Genomic DNA, 15,827 nt, shown 5'->3' with positions numbered 1-15,827 from the left:
AACGGGCCACCGACGGCGGGCCGGTCGACGAGCAGGCTGCAGGACGGGTTCGTGACTCCTCCTCACCCGGTGCACGGCCGGCCCGACGTCGCTCGCGGCGCCGGGCCGGCTGCCGCCCCGGCGAGCGGATCGCGGCCCCGGCTGCGGTCGCCCCTCGCGAGCGGAGCGGCCGATCCACGCAACGGCGGGCGCCGCCGGCGCCCCGGCAGACAGGAGACCGTCGTGCACGCACGACTTCGACAGCGGTACCGGACGTGGCTCACCGTCGGCGCGGTGGCCGTGGCCGCCCTCGGCGTGACCGCGTGCGGCAGCGACGACGACAGCTCGACGACGGCGTCGAGCGGCTCGGGCGGGGGGACGATCAAGGTCGGCGTCCTGCACTCGCTGTCGGGCACGATGGCGATCTCCGAGGTCTCGGTGCGCGACGCCGAGCTGCTCGCCATCGAGGAGATCAACGCGGCCGGCGGCGTCCTGGGCAAGAAGCTCGAGCCGGTCGTCGAGGACGGCGCGTCCGACTGGCCGACCTTCGCCGAGAAGGCGCAGAAGCTCATCAGCCAGGACAAGGTCGCCGCGACCTTCGGCGGCTGGACCTCGGCGTCGCGCAAGGCGATGCTGCCGGTCTTCGAGCGCAACAAGGCGCTCCTGTACTACCCCGTCCAGTACGAGGGCCTCGAGGCGTCGCCGTACATCTTCTACACCGGCGCCACCACGAACCAGCAGATCATCCCGGGCCTCGAGTACCTGAAGTCCGAGAAGCAGGCGAAGAGCCTCTACCTCGTGGGGTCGGACTACGTCTTCCCGCGCACCGCGAACAAGGAGATCAAGGCCTGGGCGGCGGCCAACGGCGTGAAGATCCTCGGCGAGGAGTACGCGCCGCTGGGCTCGACCGAGTTCTCGACGATCGTCAACAAGGTCAAGGCCGCGAAGCCGGACGCCGTCTTCAACACGCTCAACGGCGACTCGAACGTCGCGTTCTTCAAGCAGCTCGAGGGTGCCGGGCTGCCGTCGAGCAAGCTCCCCGTCGTGTCCGTCTCGATCGCCGAGGACGAGGTCCGCGGCATCGGCGCCGACAAGGTGAAGGGCCAGATCGTGGCGTGGAACTACTACCAGACGACCCCCGGCAAGGTGAACGAGGAGTTCGTCAAGGCGTACAAGGCGAAGTACGGCCAGAAGCGCGTCACCGACGACCCGATCGAGGCCGGCTACATCGCCGTGAAGCTCTGGGCCGCAGCGGCGGAGAAGGCCGGATCGACCGACGTCGAGAAGGTGAAGGCCGCGTCGAAGGGCCTGACCCTCGAGGCCCCTGAGGGCAAGGTCACGATCGACGGCGAGAACCAGCACATCTACAAGACCGCCCGGATCGGCGTCATCCAGCCCAACGGCCTGATCGACACCGTCTGGGAGTCGAAGGGCCCGATCAAGCCGGACCCGTTCCTGAAGACCTACCCCTGGGCCAAGGGGCTGTAGGACCGCGACCGCGCGACGCCGGCGGGAGCGCCCTGCAGGGCGCTCCCGCCGCGGCGTCCGCTCCCGCGCTCCGGAGTCACGACCGTGGAACAGCTCCTCTCCCAAGTCTTCGTCGGGCTGAGCATCGGCTCGATCCTCCTGCTCGTCGCGCTCGGCCTGACGTTCACGTTCGGCCAGATGGGGGTCATCAACATGGCCCACGGCGAGTTCATCATGGCCGGCGCCTACACGACCTACGTCGTCCAGCAGGCGCTCGGCGACGGCGCCGTCTCGACCGCCTTCCTGCTGTCCCTCCCCGTCGCGCTCGTCGTCGCCGGCACGATGGGGCTGGCCCTCGAGGTGCTGCTGATCCGGCGCCTCTACGACCGCCCGCTCGACACGCTGCTCGTGACCTGGGGCGTGGCGCTCGTCCTCCAGCAGGCCGCGCGCGACATCTTCGGCGCGCAGAACGTCGAGGTGAAGAGCCCGTCCTGGCTCAACGGCGGGACCGAGCTGCTCGGCGTCGGCGTCGCCTACAACCGGCTCTTCATCATGGGGCTCGCGGTGGTGACCACCGCCGGCGCCTGGTACGTCGTCTCGCGGATGAAGCAGGGCCGCCGGATGCGCGCGGTCATGCAGAACCGGCAGCTCGCGGCGGCGTCCGGGATCGGCACCACGTCGGTCGACCGGCGCACGTTCTTCCTCGGCTCCGGCCTCGCCGGCGTCGCCGGCGTCGCGATCACGCAGCTCGGCTCGGTCGGCCCGACGCTCGGGCAGAGCTACATCGTCGACGCGTTCCTCGTCGTGATCGCGGGCGGCCTGGGCAAGCTCCGCGGCGCGGTGATCGCCGCGGTCGTGCTCGGGCTCTGCAACTCGCTGATCGAGTACTGGACCGAGGCCAGCCTGGCCAAGGTCATCGTCTTCGTCCTGATCGTGGCGTTCCTCCAGGTCCGCCCGCAGGGGATCGTCGCCCAGCAGACCCGGGGGCTCGCATGACCACCGACCCGACCACCGCGGCCGGGGCGTCGGAGGGCGCCCCGGCCCCGACGCCCGCGGAGCGGCTGCGGCGGCCGCTCGTCGGCGAGCGGTCCGACGCCGCCGCGCGCGTGTCGTTCGTGCTCGTGGCGTTCCTGCTCATCGTCGTCGCGCCGGCCTCGCTCTCGGCGTTCCGGCTCGACCTGCTGGCGAAGTACCTCGTGTTCGCGATCGTCGCGGTCGGGATCGCGCTGGCCTGGGGGCGCGGCGGGATGCTCGTCCTCGGCCAGGGGCTGTTCTTCGGCCTCGGCGGCTACGCGATGGCGATGCACCTGCAGCTCGCCGACACGCCCGACGGGCAGCAGCCGATGTTCATGTCGCTGACCGGCGCGACCGACCTGCCCGGCCTCTGGGAGCCGTTCCGCTCGCCGGTGTTCGCGCTCGGGATGGTCGTCCTGCTGCCGATGGCGGTCGCGGCGCTGCTCGGCCTGCTGATCTTCCGCAGTCGCGTCCGCGGGCCGTACTTCGCGATCCTCACGCAGGCCCTCGCGGCGGCGTTCGTGATCCTGCTCGTGGGCCAGCAGAACTACACGGGCGGCACGAACGGCCTCACCGTGATGACGTTCTTCGGCCTCGACCTCGCCGACGAGGGCGACAAGCGCACCCTGTACTTCGTCATCGTCGGGATCCTCGCGGCGGTCTTCCTGCTCGCCCGCCAGCTCGTGCGCAGCCGCTACGGCCGGCTGCTCGTCGCGGTGCGCGACGGCGAGGACCGCGTGCGGTTCCTCGGCTACAGCCCGACGACGGTGAAGGTCGTCGCGTTCTCCGTCGCCGCCGGGTTCGCGGGGATCGCCGGGGCGCTCTTCGTGCCCGTGGTCGGGATCATCTCGCCGACCTCGCTCGGGGTCGTGCCGTCGATCGAGATGCTCATCTGGGTCGCCGTCGGGGGCCGGCTCTCGCTCGTGGGCGCGATCGCCGGCGCGGTGCTCGTGAACTGGGCGAAGACCGAGTTCTCCGAGGCCGTGCCTACGGGCTGGCTCTACCTCCAGGGCGCGCTCTTCATCCTCGTCGTCGCGTTCGCCCCGCGCGGGCTGGCCGGGGCCTTTGACTGGCTGCGCGAGCAGCGCGAGCGCCTGCGGGAGCGTCGACCGTCCGCGAAGCGGACGACGGCGGAGGAGGGCGCGTGATGGCCACGACGACCGCGGGAGGACCGCGATGAGCAGCGACACGATCGCGCCGGAGGTCGGCGACGAGCGCCGGGATCCGACGGCGCCCTGGCCGATCCTCCGGATCCGCGGCCTGGGCGTGAGCTTCGGCGGCTTCCAGGCGCTGACCGACGTCGACTTCGACGCGCGAAAGGGGGAGGTGCACTTCCTCATCGGCCCCAACGGCGCCGGCAAGACGACCCTCGTGGACATCATCACCGGCCTCACGCGGCCGACCACCGGCAGCGTCCTCTTCGACGACGTCGAGCTCGTCGGGCACAAGGAGCACCGGATCGTCCACCTCGGGGTCGGCCGCTCGTTCCAGGCCGCGACGGTGTTCGAGGCGCTGAGCGTCGAGGAGAACCTCGACATCGCCGCGAGCTTCCGGCTGCCGCTGCGCCGCCTGCTGCGGCAGCGGCGCGGCACCCGGCCCGAGGTCGCGGAGGCGCTCGAGGTCACCGGGCTGGCGCCGTACGCCGACCGGCCGGCCGGCGCCCTCGCGCACGGGCAGAAGCAGTGGCTGGAGATCGGGATGCTGCTGACGCAGAAGCCGCGGCTGCTGCTGCTCGACGAGCCGGTCGCCGGCATGAGCCCGGACGAGCGCACGAGGACCGGCGAGCTCGTCCGCTACGTCGCGCGGGACTGCACGGTGCTCGTCGTCGAGCACGACATGGACTTCATGCGGCGCTTCGCGGACCGCGTGACGGTCCTGCACGAGGGGAAGGTCCTGAAGGCGGACGCCACGGTCGCCGAGGTCCAGGCCGACCCGGTGGTCCAGGAGGTCTACATCGGCCGCGCGAAGGACGATCGCAACTCGGTCTCCCGGGGCGCGGCGGGCGACGAGGAGGAGCAGGCATGAAGCTCGAGGCCACGGGCCTGGACGTCGCCCACGGGCGCACCCAGGTGCTGTTCGACGTGTCCCTGACGTTCGAGGAGGGCGCCAGCACCTGCGTGCTCGGCCGCAACGGCGCGGGCAAGACCTCGCTCATGAACGCCGTGATGGGGATCCTGCCCGTGCGGTCGGGATCGGTGACCCTCGACGGCCGCGAGCTCGCCGGGACGCCCCCGTGGGAGCGGGTCCGGGCGGGCCTCGGCTACGCCCCGCAGGAGCGGACGGGCTTCGGCGGGATGTCGGTGCTCGAGAACCTCCGCGTGGTGCTCGAGGCCCGGCCCGGGGCGAAGCGCTCCGACGTCGACGAGGTGCTCGACCTCTTCCCGCGGCTCAAGCCGTTCCTCAAGCGGCCCGTCGCGTTCCTCTCGGGCGGGCAGCGCCAGCAGCTCGCGATCGCCCGCGCCCTGCTCACGAAGCCGCGGCTGCTCCTGCTCGACGAGCCGACGGAGGGGATCCAGCCGTCGATCGTCGCGGAGATCGAGGAGGCGATCCTCGCCCTGCGCGACCGCGACGGCATCGGGCTGCTCATCGCCGAGCAGTACGTCGAGATGGCGCTGCGGATGAGCGATCGCTACGTCGTCCTGGAGGCCGGGCACGTCGTGGCCGCCGGCGCGACCGCCGACATGGACCACGAGGCGGCGGGACGGCTGCTCGCCATCTGACGCGCCCGCTCGGGCGACGGGCGGGAGGCCGGCCCGGGAGGCGACGCGGGCCGGGGCGCCCGGCCGTCGGGGGCGGCGTCCGCTGCCGGGGCGCGCTCTCGCGAGAGCACGCCCCGGCGCGGGGTCCGTCGGTGGCACGACTGGTCGTCGTCGATGGCCGGTCCGTGCGCTCGACGGTACGCGGCCGGGCGGACGGCGCGGGACGTGTCGCGCCCCGGCGCCGCCGCGATCCGCCGTCAGCGGCCGCTCAGCGAGCCGCTGCGGCTCGCCCGAGCCCCGGACCCGGCGACGACCCGCGCGCGGGCGCCGCGGGCGAGCCGCCCGCGGACGACGAACCGTCCGCCCTCCGTCGTGCGGGCGCGCCCGATGGTCCGCCAGCCGCAGGTCGTCGCGCGCTGGAGCCGCACGCGCGTCCCGGTCCGCCGGCCGACCCGACCGCGGACCACGACGCGCCCGCCGTCGCGGCGGACGGACGCGAGGCGCACGCCACGGCGCGGCGCGCGTTCCGCCGGACACGTGGCCGCGGCGAGCACGTCGGGCTCGAGCGGCCCGACAGCGGGCGGCGGCGCGGCGGGTCGCCGCCCGTCGCCGATCCGCCAGAGGCCGCTGATCGAGCCCTGCCACCAGACCCCACCGGTCGGCGCGGCGTTGCCGGCGAGCTGCAGCGCGTCGGAGAGCAGCGTCTGGCCGAGGTACGAGCCCGCGCCGCGCTGTCGTCCCGACCCGGCGTCGAGCGCGACGAACGCGTAGCCGTCCAGCGGGCTCGTGGCGGCGCCGGCGAGCGGGGTCGCGCCGGTCCGCACGACGGTGTAGAGCAGGTCGTCCGGCAGCGAGAGCTTCGGCACCGCGGCCGAGCGGACCTGGCTCGTCCACGCCTCGTGGCAGCCGGAGCCGTCGGCGTCGAGGTCCACGCGGGTCATCCCGCCGGGGAAGACGTCCTCGCGGGCGCCGGGCGCGAGCGGGCCGGCGTCGTCGGGGTACGCCGGGTACGGGTAGCCGTACGTGCTGGCCACGACGACGCTGCGCCCGCTGCCGATCGGGGAGTTCTCGCTGCCGCTGCCGCTCGCCGGCAGCACCGGGATCTCGCAGACGGGGCGCGGGGCCCGGGCGCGGCGCGAGGCGAGCGCGTCGAAGACGAGCAGCCGCGAGCGGGGCTGCGCGTTGTCGACGATCGCGAGGTACTCCGTCCCGTACCGAGGGCCGAAGTACGTCGGCGTCGAGCCGGTGCCCCACGAGAGCTGGCCCGGCTTGCGGCCCGGCCCGCGCGCGTAGGGCGCGCGCCAGAGGATCCGCGGGGCGCCCGCGGCGTCGACGTCGAGCTCGTAGAGCGCGTGGGTCGTGGCGACCGCGGTCCCGTGCGGGCTGCTGGCGATGCTGTTGGCGACCGACTCGCCGCTGCCCAGGCGCACCGTCCGCAGGGCGCCGCTCGCCGGGTCCGCGACGCCGGCGGTGCCGTTCGCGGTGGCGATCCAGACCCGTCCGGCCCAGTCCGGGGTGATGCCGACGACGCCGCCGCACAGGCCGCCGTCGCAGGCGCCGCGCAGCCCCGGGCCGAGGTCGACGTCGGCGGCGATCCGCAGGGTCGAGCCGCCGGTCGGCGTCCGGGCCGGGGCGATCCGCAGCAGGCGCCCGGTCCCGGTCACGAGGACCATCCGGTCCTGCTCGTCGAGGTACGTGTAGACGCCGCCGAAGAGGTTGCCCGTCGGCAGCGCGAGCTCGGCCAGCGAGCCGCGCCCGTCGGCGTCGAGCAGGTGGACGACGGGCGCGCGGTCGCGCTGGCGCGTGCAGAGGGCGAGGGGCTGGGGGGCGCGCCCGAGGAGCACCGCGGGGCAGGCGGACGCCAGGCCGATCGTGCGGACGGGCAACCCGCCCTCGGGCGCCGGGTCCGGACCGCGGAACGGCGTGGTGTCCGATGCGGTGCTGTCGCCGTGCATCGTCGCGGCGCCGGTCGGCGCGGTGTGCGGGTTGGGTGGCTGCAGCGGCCCGAGCGTCGCCGGCGCGGAGGCGGGGGCGAGCGCGAGGACGAGCGCGGCGAGGAGGAGCGCGCATCGGGCCGGAGCTCGTCGGAGGAGACGGAGAGCGAATCCCATGATCGCCGATAAGGATAAGGACATATGCCGGGAGGGCGGACCGCGTGGCCTCCGGTGGGGGCCCGCAGGGGCGACCGGCCGGTGGCCGCCGGGCCCCCTGCCCGCGTACGGCGCTGGCCCATCCTCCCGTCCGCCCTCGAGGCGTTGCGATGGCCGGCGGCCAGCGGGTTTCCTGCGGAGGCGTAGTCTGCGCTACGCTACGGATGCGTAGCCAGGGTGCGCGAGCTCGCGCCCCGGCCTTCACCGTCGTTCCGACAAGGAGCTGGAGATGAGCACGACCACCGCCCCGCCCGCCGGCGAGATCGCGTCCCCGCAGCGGCTGGACCCCGAGTACGAGGCGATGCTGCAGACCCTCTCCGAGGGCTCGGTCCACGTCCACTTCGATCCCTACGACGACATCGACTGGGACGCGCCGGAGATGCAGCTGGACCCGGCCGACCCGCGCTGGATCCTCTCCCCGACGCTCGACCCGCTCGGGGCCACCGCCTGGTACCGGGCCCAGCCGCGCGAGCGGCAGATCGAGATCGGCCGCTGGCGCGTGCTGAACGCCGTGAAGGTCGGCGGCGCGTTCGAGAGCCTCCTCATCCGCGGGCTCATGCACTACGCGATGAGCCTGCCCAACGGCTCGCCCGAGTTCCGCTACTGCCTCCACGAGATGACGGAGGAGTGCAACCACATCCAGATGTTCCAGGAGCTCGTCAACCGCTCCGGGACCGACGTGCCGGGGATGCGGCCCGCGTTCCGCCTCGCGTCGCCGGCGATCGGCTTCGCCGGCGGCTACCTGCCGGTGATCCTCATGATCGGGATCCTCGCGGGCGAGGAGCCGATCGACCACTACCAGAAGTCGATCCTCCGGGAGGGCGTCGAGCTGCCGCCCGCCGTCCTGCGGACGATGGAGATCCACATCGCCGAGGAGGCGCGCCACATCTCCTTCGCCGACGCGTTCCTCCGGCTGCGCGTCCCGCGCCTGAAGCGCCGTCAGCAGGCGATCCTCTCGGTCGTCTTCCCGATCACGATGCGTTGGCTCGCGGGCGAGATCATGACGTCGCCGAAGTCGATCCAGCGGCGCTTCCAGATCCCGGACGACGTGTACCGCGAGGCGTTCTGGCGCAGCCCGACGTCGAAGGCGATCATGGCCTCGTACTTCAACGACATGCGGCGCCTGGCCGACGAGATCGGGCTGATGAACCGCGTGAGCCGCCGCGTCTGGAAGTGGATGGGGATCGACGGCGAGCCGTCCCGCTACCGCGGCGAGCCGGACCGCCGGGCGACCGTCGTCCGCTGAGGGCCGATCCGGCGAGCGACCGAGCCGAGCGAGGAGCCTCCGATGCCGCACGTCGTCACGCAGTCCTGCGTGGGGGACGGGTCCTGCGTCTACGCCTGTCCCGTGAACTGCATCCAGCCGACGCCGGACGACCCGGCGTTCGAGCTCGCCGAGATGCTGCACGTGGACCCCGCGACCTGCGTGGACTGCGGGGCCTGCGTCACGGCCTGCCCGGTCGACGCGATCAAGCCGCACACGCGGCTGACCGCCGAGGAGACGGAGTTCGCGCTCATCAACGCCGCCTACCACGAGGTCCCGCGCGCCCGGCCGAGGATGGCGCCGGTCCCCGCGCGGCTCGTCGTGCGCGACCGCGGCGAGCCGCTGCGCGTGGCGATCGTCGGCTCGGGCCCGGCCGCGATGTACGCGGCGGAGGAGCTGCTGACGATCCCCGACGCGCGGGTCGACGTCTACGAGCGCCTGCCGCGCCCCGACGGCCTCGTGCGCAGCGGCGTGGCGCCGGACCACCGCCGCACCCGCCGCGTCAGCCGGCAGCTCGAGCGGATCCGCGAGCATCCCGGCCTGCGCCTGCACCTCGGCGTGGAGGTCGGCCGCGACGTGACCCACGAGGAGCTGCTCGCGGGGCACCACGCGGTGATCTACGGCGTCGGCGCGGCGGCGGACCGCCGGCTCGAGGTCCCCGGCGCGGAGCTGCCGGGCGTGCTCTCGGCCACCGAGCTCGTCGGCTGGTACAACGGCCATCCCGATCACGCCGACCGCACGGTCGACCTGTCGGCGCGCCGCGCGGTGATCGTCGGCAACGGCAACGTCGCGCTCGACGTCGCCCGGATCCTCGCCCAGGACCCGGACGCGCTCTCCGACAGCGAGATCGACCCGGCGGCGCTGCGCGTCCTGCGCGACAGCCGGATCGAGGAGGTCGTCGTCGTCGCCCGGCGCGGCGCGGAGCACGCGGCGTTCACGCTGCCCGAGCTCGTCGGCCTGCGCGCCACCCCGGGCGTCGCGCTCGACGTCCCGGCCTCCGAGCTGCCCGCACCCGGCGCGGCGGCGGACCCCGCCCGGACGAAGCTCGATCTGCTCCGCGCGCTGCCGCCGGTCGCCGCCGAGGACGAGCGGCGGCGGATCGCCCTGCGCTTCCTCCGCGCGCCCGTGCGGGTGCTCGCGGGCCCGGACGGGCGCGTCGCCGGGATCGAGCTCCAGCGCACGGCCGTCGGGCCGGACGGGGCGCTCGCGGCGACGGGGGAGACCGAGGTCCTCGACGCCGGCCTCGTCGTGACGTCGATCGGCTACCGCGGGCTCCCCGTCGGCGACCTGCCCTACGAGCCCGCTCGCGGCGTCGTGCCGAACGAGGCCGGGCGCGTCGTGGGCCCGGAGGACGGCGCGACGCGTCCCGGGACGTACGTCGTCGGCTGGATCAAGCGTGGCCCGAGCGGCTTCATCGGCACGAACAAGGCCTGCGCGCAGGAGACCGTCGCGACCCTCGTCGAGGACCTGAACGCCGGCCGGCTCCCGTCGCCGGCCCGTCCGCCGGCCGACGCCGCCGTCGCGGCGCCGCGTCGACGCGAGCGACTGCGCGCGCTCGTCGGACGCCGCTGAGGCACCGCGGCAGGGCCGGCAGCGCGCCGGCGCTACGGTGGCCGCTTGCGCTCCTCGGGCACAGGCGGCCGGTCGCCGGCCACGACGGTCGCCGTGGTCGTGGCGATCGTGGCGATCGCGCTCGTGGCCCTGAACCTCCGCCCGGCGGTCGTGGCCGTCGGGCCGGTCGCCGACGAGCTGCGCGACGGCACCGGCCTCAGCTCGTCGGCCGTGGGCCTGCTCACGACGCTGCCGCTGATCTGCTTCGGGCTCTTCTCGATCGGCGCGCCACGGCTCGGCCGGCGCATCGGCCTCGAGCCCGCGCTGCTGCTCGCGGTCGGGCTGATCGTCGCCGGCGTCCTCGCGCGCCTCGTCCCCGCCACCGCCGCCCTCTTCGTCGGATCGGCGATCGCGGGGGCGGGGATCGCGATCGGCAACGTCCTGCTGCCGGCCGTGATCAAGCGCGACTTCGCCGATCGGACCGGCCTGCTCATGGCGGTCTACGGGGTGGCGCTGAACGCCGGGGCGGCGCTCGCCGCCGGGCTGACGGTCCCGGTCCAGCACGCGCTCGACCTGTCGTGGCGCGGGGCGCTGGCGATCTGGCTCGTGCCGGCGATCGTCGCGGCCGTCGCGTGGCTGCCGCTCCTGCGCGCCGGGCGCGGCCGCCCTCCGGCGGGCGGGGGCGTCATGGGCGTGCGCGTGTGGCGCTCGTCGCTGGCCTGGGCCGTGGCGACGTTCATGGGCCTGCAGTCGCTGGCGTTCTACGCGATGGCGGCGTGGCTGCCGACGATCCTCCAGGACGACGGCGTCTCCGCGGCGACGTCGGGCCTGCTGCTCTCGCTCCTGAGCCTCGCGGCGACCGTCGCCGCGGTGGTGGTGCCGCTCGTGGCCACGCGCGGCCGGGACCAGCGACCGATCGTCGCGGTCCTCGTCGTGCTGCTCGCGCTCGGGACCGGCGGGCTCGTCGTCGCGCCGGGCGCGGGGGCGGTCGCCTGGGTGCTGCTGCTCGGCGGCGGCATGGGCGCGGCGCTGACCCTCGCGATCACGTTCTTCGCGCTGCGCACCCGCTCCGCGCACGCGGCCGGCGAGCTGTCGGGCATGGCGCAGGCCGTCGGCTACCTCGTCGCGGCGACCGGGCCGACCGGGCTGGGGGCGGTGCACGACGCCTCGGGTGGCTGGACGGTCCCGCTCGTCCTGCTGCTCGTGCTGCTCGTGCCGCTGGCCGTCGCGGGCTGGATCGCGGCGGGGGACCGGTCGGTGGAGCGCCCGGCCTGAGCACCGCTGCGCGTCGGGTCCGGAGGACCGCGACGACGGAGCGTCCGGCGGACCGGCGGCGCGCCGGTCCCGCGGCGGGCCGCGCCGACGATCGGGCTCCGGGGTCAGTCGTCGACGTGGCGGGTGAGGACCTCGGTCCCCGTCTCGGTGACGAGGATCGTGTGCTCCTCCTGGGCGGAGCGCTGGCCGTCGACGGTTACCGCCGTCCAGCCGTCCTCCTCCCAGATCCGCGCCTCGGGCGAGCCGAGGTTCAGCATCGGCTCGATCGTGAAGGTCATGCCGGGGAAGAACCGGTCGGTCGCGCGGCGGTCGTACTGGTGCGGGACGTGGAGGCCGTCGTGGAACGCCGTCCCGATCCCGTGGCCGCCGAACTGCGTGACGATCCCGTAGCGGTTGCGCACGACCTTCTCGATCGCCCGGCCGATGTCGCGGACCTGGCCGCCGGGCTTCACGGCCGCGATGCCGGCGGCGAGCGCGCGGCGGGTCGTCTCCATCAGGTCGCGCGAGCGCTGGTCGATCTCGCCGACGGCGAAGGTCTGGTTCAGGTCGCCGTGGACCCCGTCGATGTAGGCGGTCACGTCGACGGTGACGATGTCGCCCTCGAAGAGCTCGGTGTCCAGGGCGGGGATCCCGTGGCAGATCACCTCGTTGATCGAGATGCAGCTCGACTTCGGGTAGTGGCTGTAGTTCAGCGTCGAGGGGTAGGCGCCGCGCTCGATCATCGCCTCGTGGGCGATCGCGTCGAGCTCGTCGGTCGTGACGCCCGGCCGGATCGCGGCGGCGACGGCGGCGAGCGCGTCGCTGGCGATGTCGCTCGCCCGCCGCATGCCCTCGAGCTCCTGCGGGGTGCGGGCGCGCGGCGCCTCCGGGGCGGGCGGCTCGCCGAGCAGCGCGTAGGGCGGTCGCGCGATCTCCTTCGGCACCTTGCGGCGGGGCGAGAGGCGGCCGGGGACGATCGGCGGGCGGGTCGAGGACGGCGCGGACACGGTCGATCCAGCGTAGCGCCGCGCGCGTCGTCCGCCCCGCCTCCGCGGCAGGACCGTTCCTTGATCCGCTTGGGCCAGGCGCGCGCGTGGCACCTATCGACGGAGCGTCACCGCCGTCGCCGGGGCCCAGGACCGGTCGGGGGCGACCGGGGCGCTCTGAGGCGCGCCGTTCTCCGTCCAGCGCAGGGCATCGTCGAGCGTCAGGTGCGCGTCGGTCGCGCGTCCGACCGGGCGCGTCCCGGCAGCGTCGGAGAGGTGGATCATGTACCCGCCACCGGTGAGGGCGGCGGCCCACGCGACCGCCCCGTCGCGGACGACCGCCGCCGGCCACTGCCCGGCGTGGGCGGCGATCTCGGGGGGTGGCAGCGGCAGGGTGCCCGGGAACGGACGGGCCGGTGCGCCCGGTCCCACGAGACCGCCGGAGGCCCCGAACCGCGTGCCGCTCGTCGTGTCGACGAGCGTGGTCGAGAAGCGGCTGAACGCGGGCTCGCAGAGGCCGCCGCCGCCCTCGCTGACCTCGCGCTCGAGCAGCAGCCAGGGGCCGACGGAGGCGAGCCGCGGCGTCGTCCGGCGGATCGAGCAGTAGTGGGTGTACTCGTAGGCCTCCGGCTCGACGTGCATCAGCCGTCCGGACGGCCGGTCGCAGACGACGGTCCACGAGGTCCCCTCGGCGCTGTCGTCGCCGACGACGAAGCCCCCGACGAAGGTGACCTGCCGCTCGCCGAGGGTCGACCATCGGCCGACCGTCAGGCGCGGGCAGCGGCCGGGGACCGGCGGCGCGAACCGTCGCGCGACCGTGCGGACCGCGCCGTCGACGAGCACGTGCTGGTCGTCGGCCAGCAGGAGGCTCTCCACGAAGAGCGGCTCGTCGCCGTGGAGCGCCACCCGCTGGACCGACCCCCCGCGCGGCCAGGCCCACAGCCTGGCGGGCAGCCGTCGTCCGGACCGGGTGACGAGCGCCCACGCGACGTCGCCGTTCGGCGCCGCCGTCAGGCGTCCGTCCCGGGACCGCAGGAGGTCGCCGTGGACGCGAACCGACCGCACCGCGCGTACTCGCCGCCCGACGATCCGCCCGACGTGCAACCGCCGTGGGTGTTCGTGGTGGCGGTGCGCCAGGCGAGGATCGTGCCGTTCGCGGTCGCCTCGACGACCCGCTCGTGGGCCCGCAGCACGGGGAGGCGGGCGACCCGCTCGTCCCCGACGCAGAGATACGGCACGCGACGCCGGCCCGCCGGGACCGTGCGCACGCCCGCCGTGCCGTCGGACGACGCGAGGGCGCGTCCGACCCGGCCCTGGGGTAGGTGCCGCGGGTTCTCGACCGTCCGGTCCTCGTCCAGCACGCCGTAGGAGAGCGGGACGGTCGCGCGGACTCCGGCGCAGGGCGCGGCCGGGGCCACCGCGGCGATCGACGTCGGCGCCCCGAGGGCGACGGCGGAGGTCGTCGCAACGAGCAGCAGCGCCGTGCGGGTCCCGGTCGCCCGCGGTGGGCGGGGCAGCGGGGGCACGAACGAACGCCTCGGCATGCTGGCCGGAACACCGGCGCCGACCGTTCGGAGCGGTCCGACAGGATCCAAGCCGCCCGTCGGGCACCACGTCCCGACGGAGGCGGGGGCGCCTGCCGACCGCCGGTCCTCGCGACGTGGACCCGTCGCGTCCGGCTGCTGCCGACGGGTCGACGGGCGGACTGATGAAAGTGGATCTGGGTTGTGGTATTTTCCGACGCGGTCAAGAGCGCCAGCGTCAAGCCCCGGCTCGCTGGCCGGCAACCCTCCGACCGCGGCGGGGTGCCCCGGGTGAACGGTCCTCCGGGCCGGTGACCAGGCGCGCGGGCGATCCCGCGCAGCAAGCGCGGACCCGTCTCCTCGGCGGGGTGGGTCCCGGAAGCACGACAAGGACCCGCATCGTGAGCACCGCCAGCACCCTCGACCGTCCGGCCACCACGCCCGCGACGCCGCCCGCGCGCCACGCGACTCCCTCGCGGCCGACGACCACCGACGCGGACGGCGGCGCGCCGACGCTCGTCGGCGGCCCGCTCGCGCCGGTCGTCGGCGCCGACGTCGAGGTGCCGCTCCTCGGCGGGCGCTGCGTGCGCTACGCGAACCTCGACTACGCCGCGACCGCGCCCGCCCTGCGCGCCGTCGCCGAGCGCGTCGAGCGCCTGCTGCCGCTCACCGGCAGCGTCCACCGCGGGGCGGGGATCCCGTCGCGCGCGGCGAGCACCGCGTACGAGGCCGCGCGCGACGCGGTCCACCGGTCGATCGGCGGCCGGCCCGACGAGGACGTCGTCGTCCTCGTCCGCAACACGACCGACGCGACGAACCTCCTCGCGCGCAGCGTGCCCGCCGGCGCGGGCGACGTCGTGACGCTCGACGTCGAGCACCACGCGACGCTCCTCGCCTGGCGCGGCCCGGCCGGCCACCGCGTCGTGCCGCACGCCCCGACCCTCGCGGGCACGATCGAGCGGCTGGAGCAGGCGCTACGGGCGCGGCGCACGGCGCTCGTGGCGATCACCGGCGCGTCGAACGTCACGGGCGAGGTCCTGCCGATCGCCCGGATCGCCGCGCTCGCCCACGCCCACGGCGCGCGGGTCCTCGTCGACGCCGCGCAGCTCCTGCCGCACCGGTCGATCGACCTCGCCGCCACCGGGGTCGACTACGTCGCCTTCTCGGGGCACAAGCTCTACGCGCCCTACGGGGCCGGCGTCCTGGCGGGCCGCCGCGACTGGCTGGAGGCCGCCGCGCCGTACCTCGCCGGCGGCGGCGCGGTCCGCGACGTGACCCTCGACGGCACGCTCTGGGCGTCCGGGCCGGCGCGCCACGAGGCCGGCACGCCGAACCTCCTCGGCGCCGTCGCGATCGCCGAGGCGCTGCACGAGCTCGAGGACCTCGACGCGCCCGACGGCGGGGCCGCCACGCGCGACGCGCACGAGCGCGCGCTGCGCCGCCGCCTGCTCGACGGCCTGGCCGGCGTTCCCGGCGTCGACCCGCTGGCGATCTGGCCCGACGCGCCCGACGCGATCGGGGTCGTCGCCTTCACCGTCGAGGGCCACGAGCCGGGCCTCGTCGGCGCGTACCTCTCCGCCGAGCACGGGATCGGGGTGCGCGACGGGCGCTTCTGCGCCCACCCGCTGCTCCGGCGCCTCGGCACGCCGAGCGGCGCGCTGCGGGCGAGCCTCGGCCTCGGCAGCCGCGCCGAGGACGCCGACCGGCTCGTCGCGGCGCTCCGGCAGCTCGTCACGGAGGGCTCGCGCCACGTCTACGCGCGGACGGCCTCCGGCTGGGCGCCGGCGGACGACGACCGCGACGAGGCGGCCTGGCTCGCCCGCGCGGGGCTGACCATCGGGGCGGCCGGCGGCGCGGCCGCGCCCTGCGGCGACTGATCGCGCGACGCACCGCGCGCCCGGCACGGCCCGCCGCGTTCGTCGCGTGCCCGGTACGCGCCG

Annotated in this window: 13 protein-coding genes and 1 riboswitch; of the genes, 9 read left to right on the top strand and 4 right to left on the bottom strand. The window is 75.2% G+C overall.

Translation table 11 applies throughout. From position 1 onward, the window contains the following. Positions 1-222: 222 nt before the first annotated feature. The 5 genes from urtA (at position 223) to SK069_RS11190 (ending at position 5,180) form a co-directional block, all read left to right on the top strand. Positions 223-1,467: an urea ABC transporter substrate-binding protein gene (gene urtA, locus SK069_RS11210; protein WP_319954319.1), complete on the top strand. Its 1,245-nt coding sequence runs from the start codon at positions 223-225 to the stop codon at positions 1,465-1,467. A gap of 84 nt (positions 1,468-1,551) precedes the next feature. Then, a complete protein-coding gene (urtB, locus tag SK069_RS11205; protein WP_319954318.1) occupies positions 1,552-2,442 on the top strand; it encodes an urea ABC transporter permease subunit UrtB in 891 nt (296 codons plus the stop codon). After that, positions 2,439-3,608: an urea ABC transporter permease subunit UrtC gene (urtC, locus tag SK069_RS11200; protein ID WP_319954317.1), complete on the top strand. Its 1,170-nt coding sequence runs from the start codon at positions 2,439-2,441 to the stop codon at positions 3,606-3,608. Before urtB ends, urtC begins: the two co-directional genes overlap by 4 nt. Before the next feature lie 28 nt (positions 3,609-3,636). Beyond that, positions 3,637-4,485, top strand: a complete 849-nt coding sequence (gene urtD, locus SK069_RS11195; RefSeq protein ID WP_319954316.1) for an urea ABC transporter ATP-binding protein UrtD — start codon at positions 3,637-3,639, stop codon at positions 4,483-4,485. Continuing rightward, positions 4,482-5,180, top strand: a complete 699-nt coding sequence (locus SK069_RS11190) for an ATP-binding cassette domain-containing protein (RefSeq protein WP_319954315.1) — start codon at positions 4,482-4,484, stop codon at positions 5,178-5,180. Before urtD ends, SK069_RS11190 begins: the two co-directional genes overlap by 4 nt. 236 nt (positions 5,181-5,416) lie before the next feature. Here SK069_RS11190 and SK069_RS11185 read toward each other — a convergent pair whose 3' ends face one another. Then, complete coding sequence (locus SK069_RS11185) at positions 5,417-7,270, bottom strand: hypothetical protein (RefSeq protein ID WP_319954314.1); 1,854 nt, start codon at positions 7,268-7,270, stop codon at positions 5,417-5,419. A 268-nt stretch (positions 7,271-7,538) separates the two neighbouring features. On the opposite strand from SK069_RS11185, the gene SK069_RS11180 reads away from it, so the two are divergent. Genes SK069_RS11180 through SK069_RS11170 form a run of 3 tightly spaced genes read left to right on the top strand, consistent with a single transcriptional unit; the run spans position 7,539 to position 11,399 of the window. Continuing rightward, on the top strand, positions 7,539-8,555 hold the full coding sequence (locus tag SK069_RS11180; protein WP_319954313.1) for an AurF N-oxygenase family protein: 1,017 nt from the start codon (positions 7,539-7,541) through the stop codon (positions 8,553-8,555). A 42-nt stretch (positions 8,556-8,597) separates the two neighbouring features. Then, positions 8,598-10,145, top strand: a complete 1,548-nt coding sequence (locus SK069_RS11175) for a 4Fe-4S binding protein (protein ID WP_319954312.1) — start codon at positions 8,598-8,600, stop codon at positions 10,143-10,145. A gap of 45 nt (positions 10,146-10,190) precedes the next feature. Further along, positions 10,191-11,399 carry an MFS transporter gene (locus SK069_RS11170; RefSeq protein WP_319954311.1) on the top strand — a complete coding sequence of 403 codons (1,209 nt, stop codon included), beginning with the start codon at positions 10,191-10,193 and terminating at the stop codon, positions 11,397-11,399. Positions 11,400-11,503: 104 nt separating this feature from the next. On the opposite strand, the gene map is transcribed toward SK069_RS11170, so the two are convergent. The 3 genes from map to SK069_RS11155 all read right to left on the bottom strand — a co-directional run bounded on the left by map (position 11,504) and on the right by SK069_RS11155 (position 13,890). After that, positions 11,504-12,385, bottom strand: coding sequence for a type I methionyl aminopeptidase (map, locus tag SK069_RS11165; protein ID WP_319954310.1), 882 nt, complete (start codon positions 12,383-12,385; stop codon positions 11,504-11,506). Between the two features lie 93 nt (positions 12,386-12,478). Next, positions 12,479-13,270, bottom strand: a complete 792-nt coding sequence (locus SK069_RS11160; protein WP_319954309.1) for a hypothetical protein — start codon at positions 13,268-13,270, stop codon at positions 12,479-12,481. 104 nt (positions 13,271-13,374) lie between these two features. Then, positions 13,375-13,890 carry a hypothetical protein gene (locus tag SK069_RS11155; protein ID WP_319954308.1) on the bottom strand — a complete coding sequence of 172 codons (516 nt, stop codon included), beginning with the start codon at positions 13,888-13,890 and terminating at the stop codon, positions 13,375-13,377. A 222-nt stretch (positions 13,891-14,112) separates the two neighbouring features. Next, positions 14,113-14,183: riboswitch (SAM riboswitch) on the top strand. A 264-nt stretch (positions 14,184-14,447) separates the two neighbouring features. On the opposite strand from SK069_RS11155, the gene SK069_RS11150 reads away from it, so the two are divergent. Beyond that, positions 14,448-15,764, top strand: a complete 1,317-nt coding sequence (locus tag SK069_RS11150) for an aminotransferase class V-fold PLP-dependent enzyme (RefSeq protein WP_406628287.1) — start codon at positions 14,448-14,450, stop codon at positions 15,762-15,764. Positions 15,765-15,827: the final 63 nt, after the last annotated feature.

It is taken from the genome of Patulibacter brassicae (genome assembly GCF_033949425.1).
Taxonomy (GTDB): Bacteria; Actinomycetota; Thermoleophilia; order Solirubrobacterales; family Solirubrobacteraceae; genus Patulibacter; species Patulibacter brassicae.
This window is presented reverse-complemented; position numbering and strand designations above follow the sequence as displayed.

What these genes read in the sequence shown, in the direction of transcription:
- urtC (WP_319954317.1), top strand. Translation starts at nt 2,439, where the DNA reads ATGACCACCGACCCGACCACCGCGGCCGGGGCGTCGGAGGGCGCCCCG.
- urtD (WP_319954316.1), top strand. Translation starts at nt 3,637, where the DNA reads ATGAGCAGCGACACGATCGCGCCGGAGGTCGGCGACGAGCGCCGGGAT.
- SK069_RS11190 (WP_319954315.1), top strand. Translation starts at nt 4,482, where the DNA reads ATGAAGCTCGAGGCCACGGGCCTGGACGTCGCCCACGGGCGCACCCAG.
- SK069_RS11185 (WP_319954314.1), bottom strand. Translation starts at nt 7,270, where the DNA reads ATGGGATTCGCTCTCCGTCTCCTCCGACGAGCTCCGGCCCGATGCGCG.
- SK069_RS11180 (WP_319954313.1), top strand. Translation starts at nt 7,539, where the DNA reads ATGAGCACGACCACCGCCCCGCCCGCCGGCGAGATCGCGTCCCCGCAG.
- SK069_RS11175 (WP_319954312.1), top strand. Translation starts at nt 8,598, where the DNA reads ATGCCGCACGTCGTCACGCAGTCCTGCGTGGGGGACGGGTCCTGCGTC.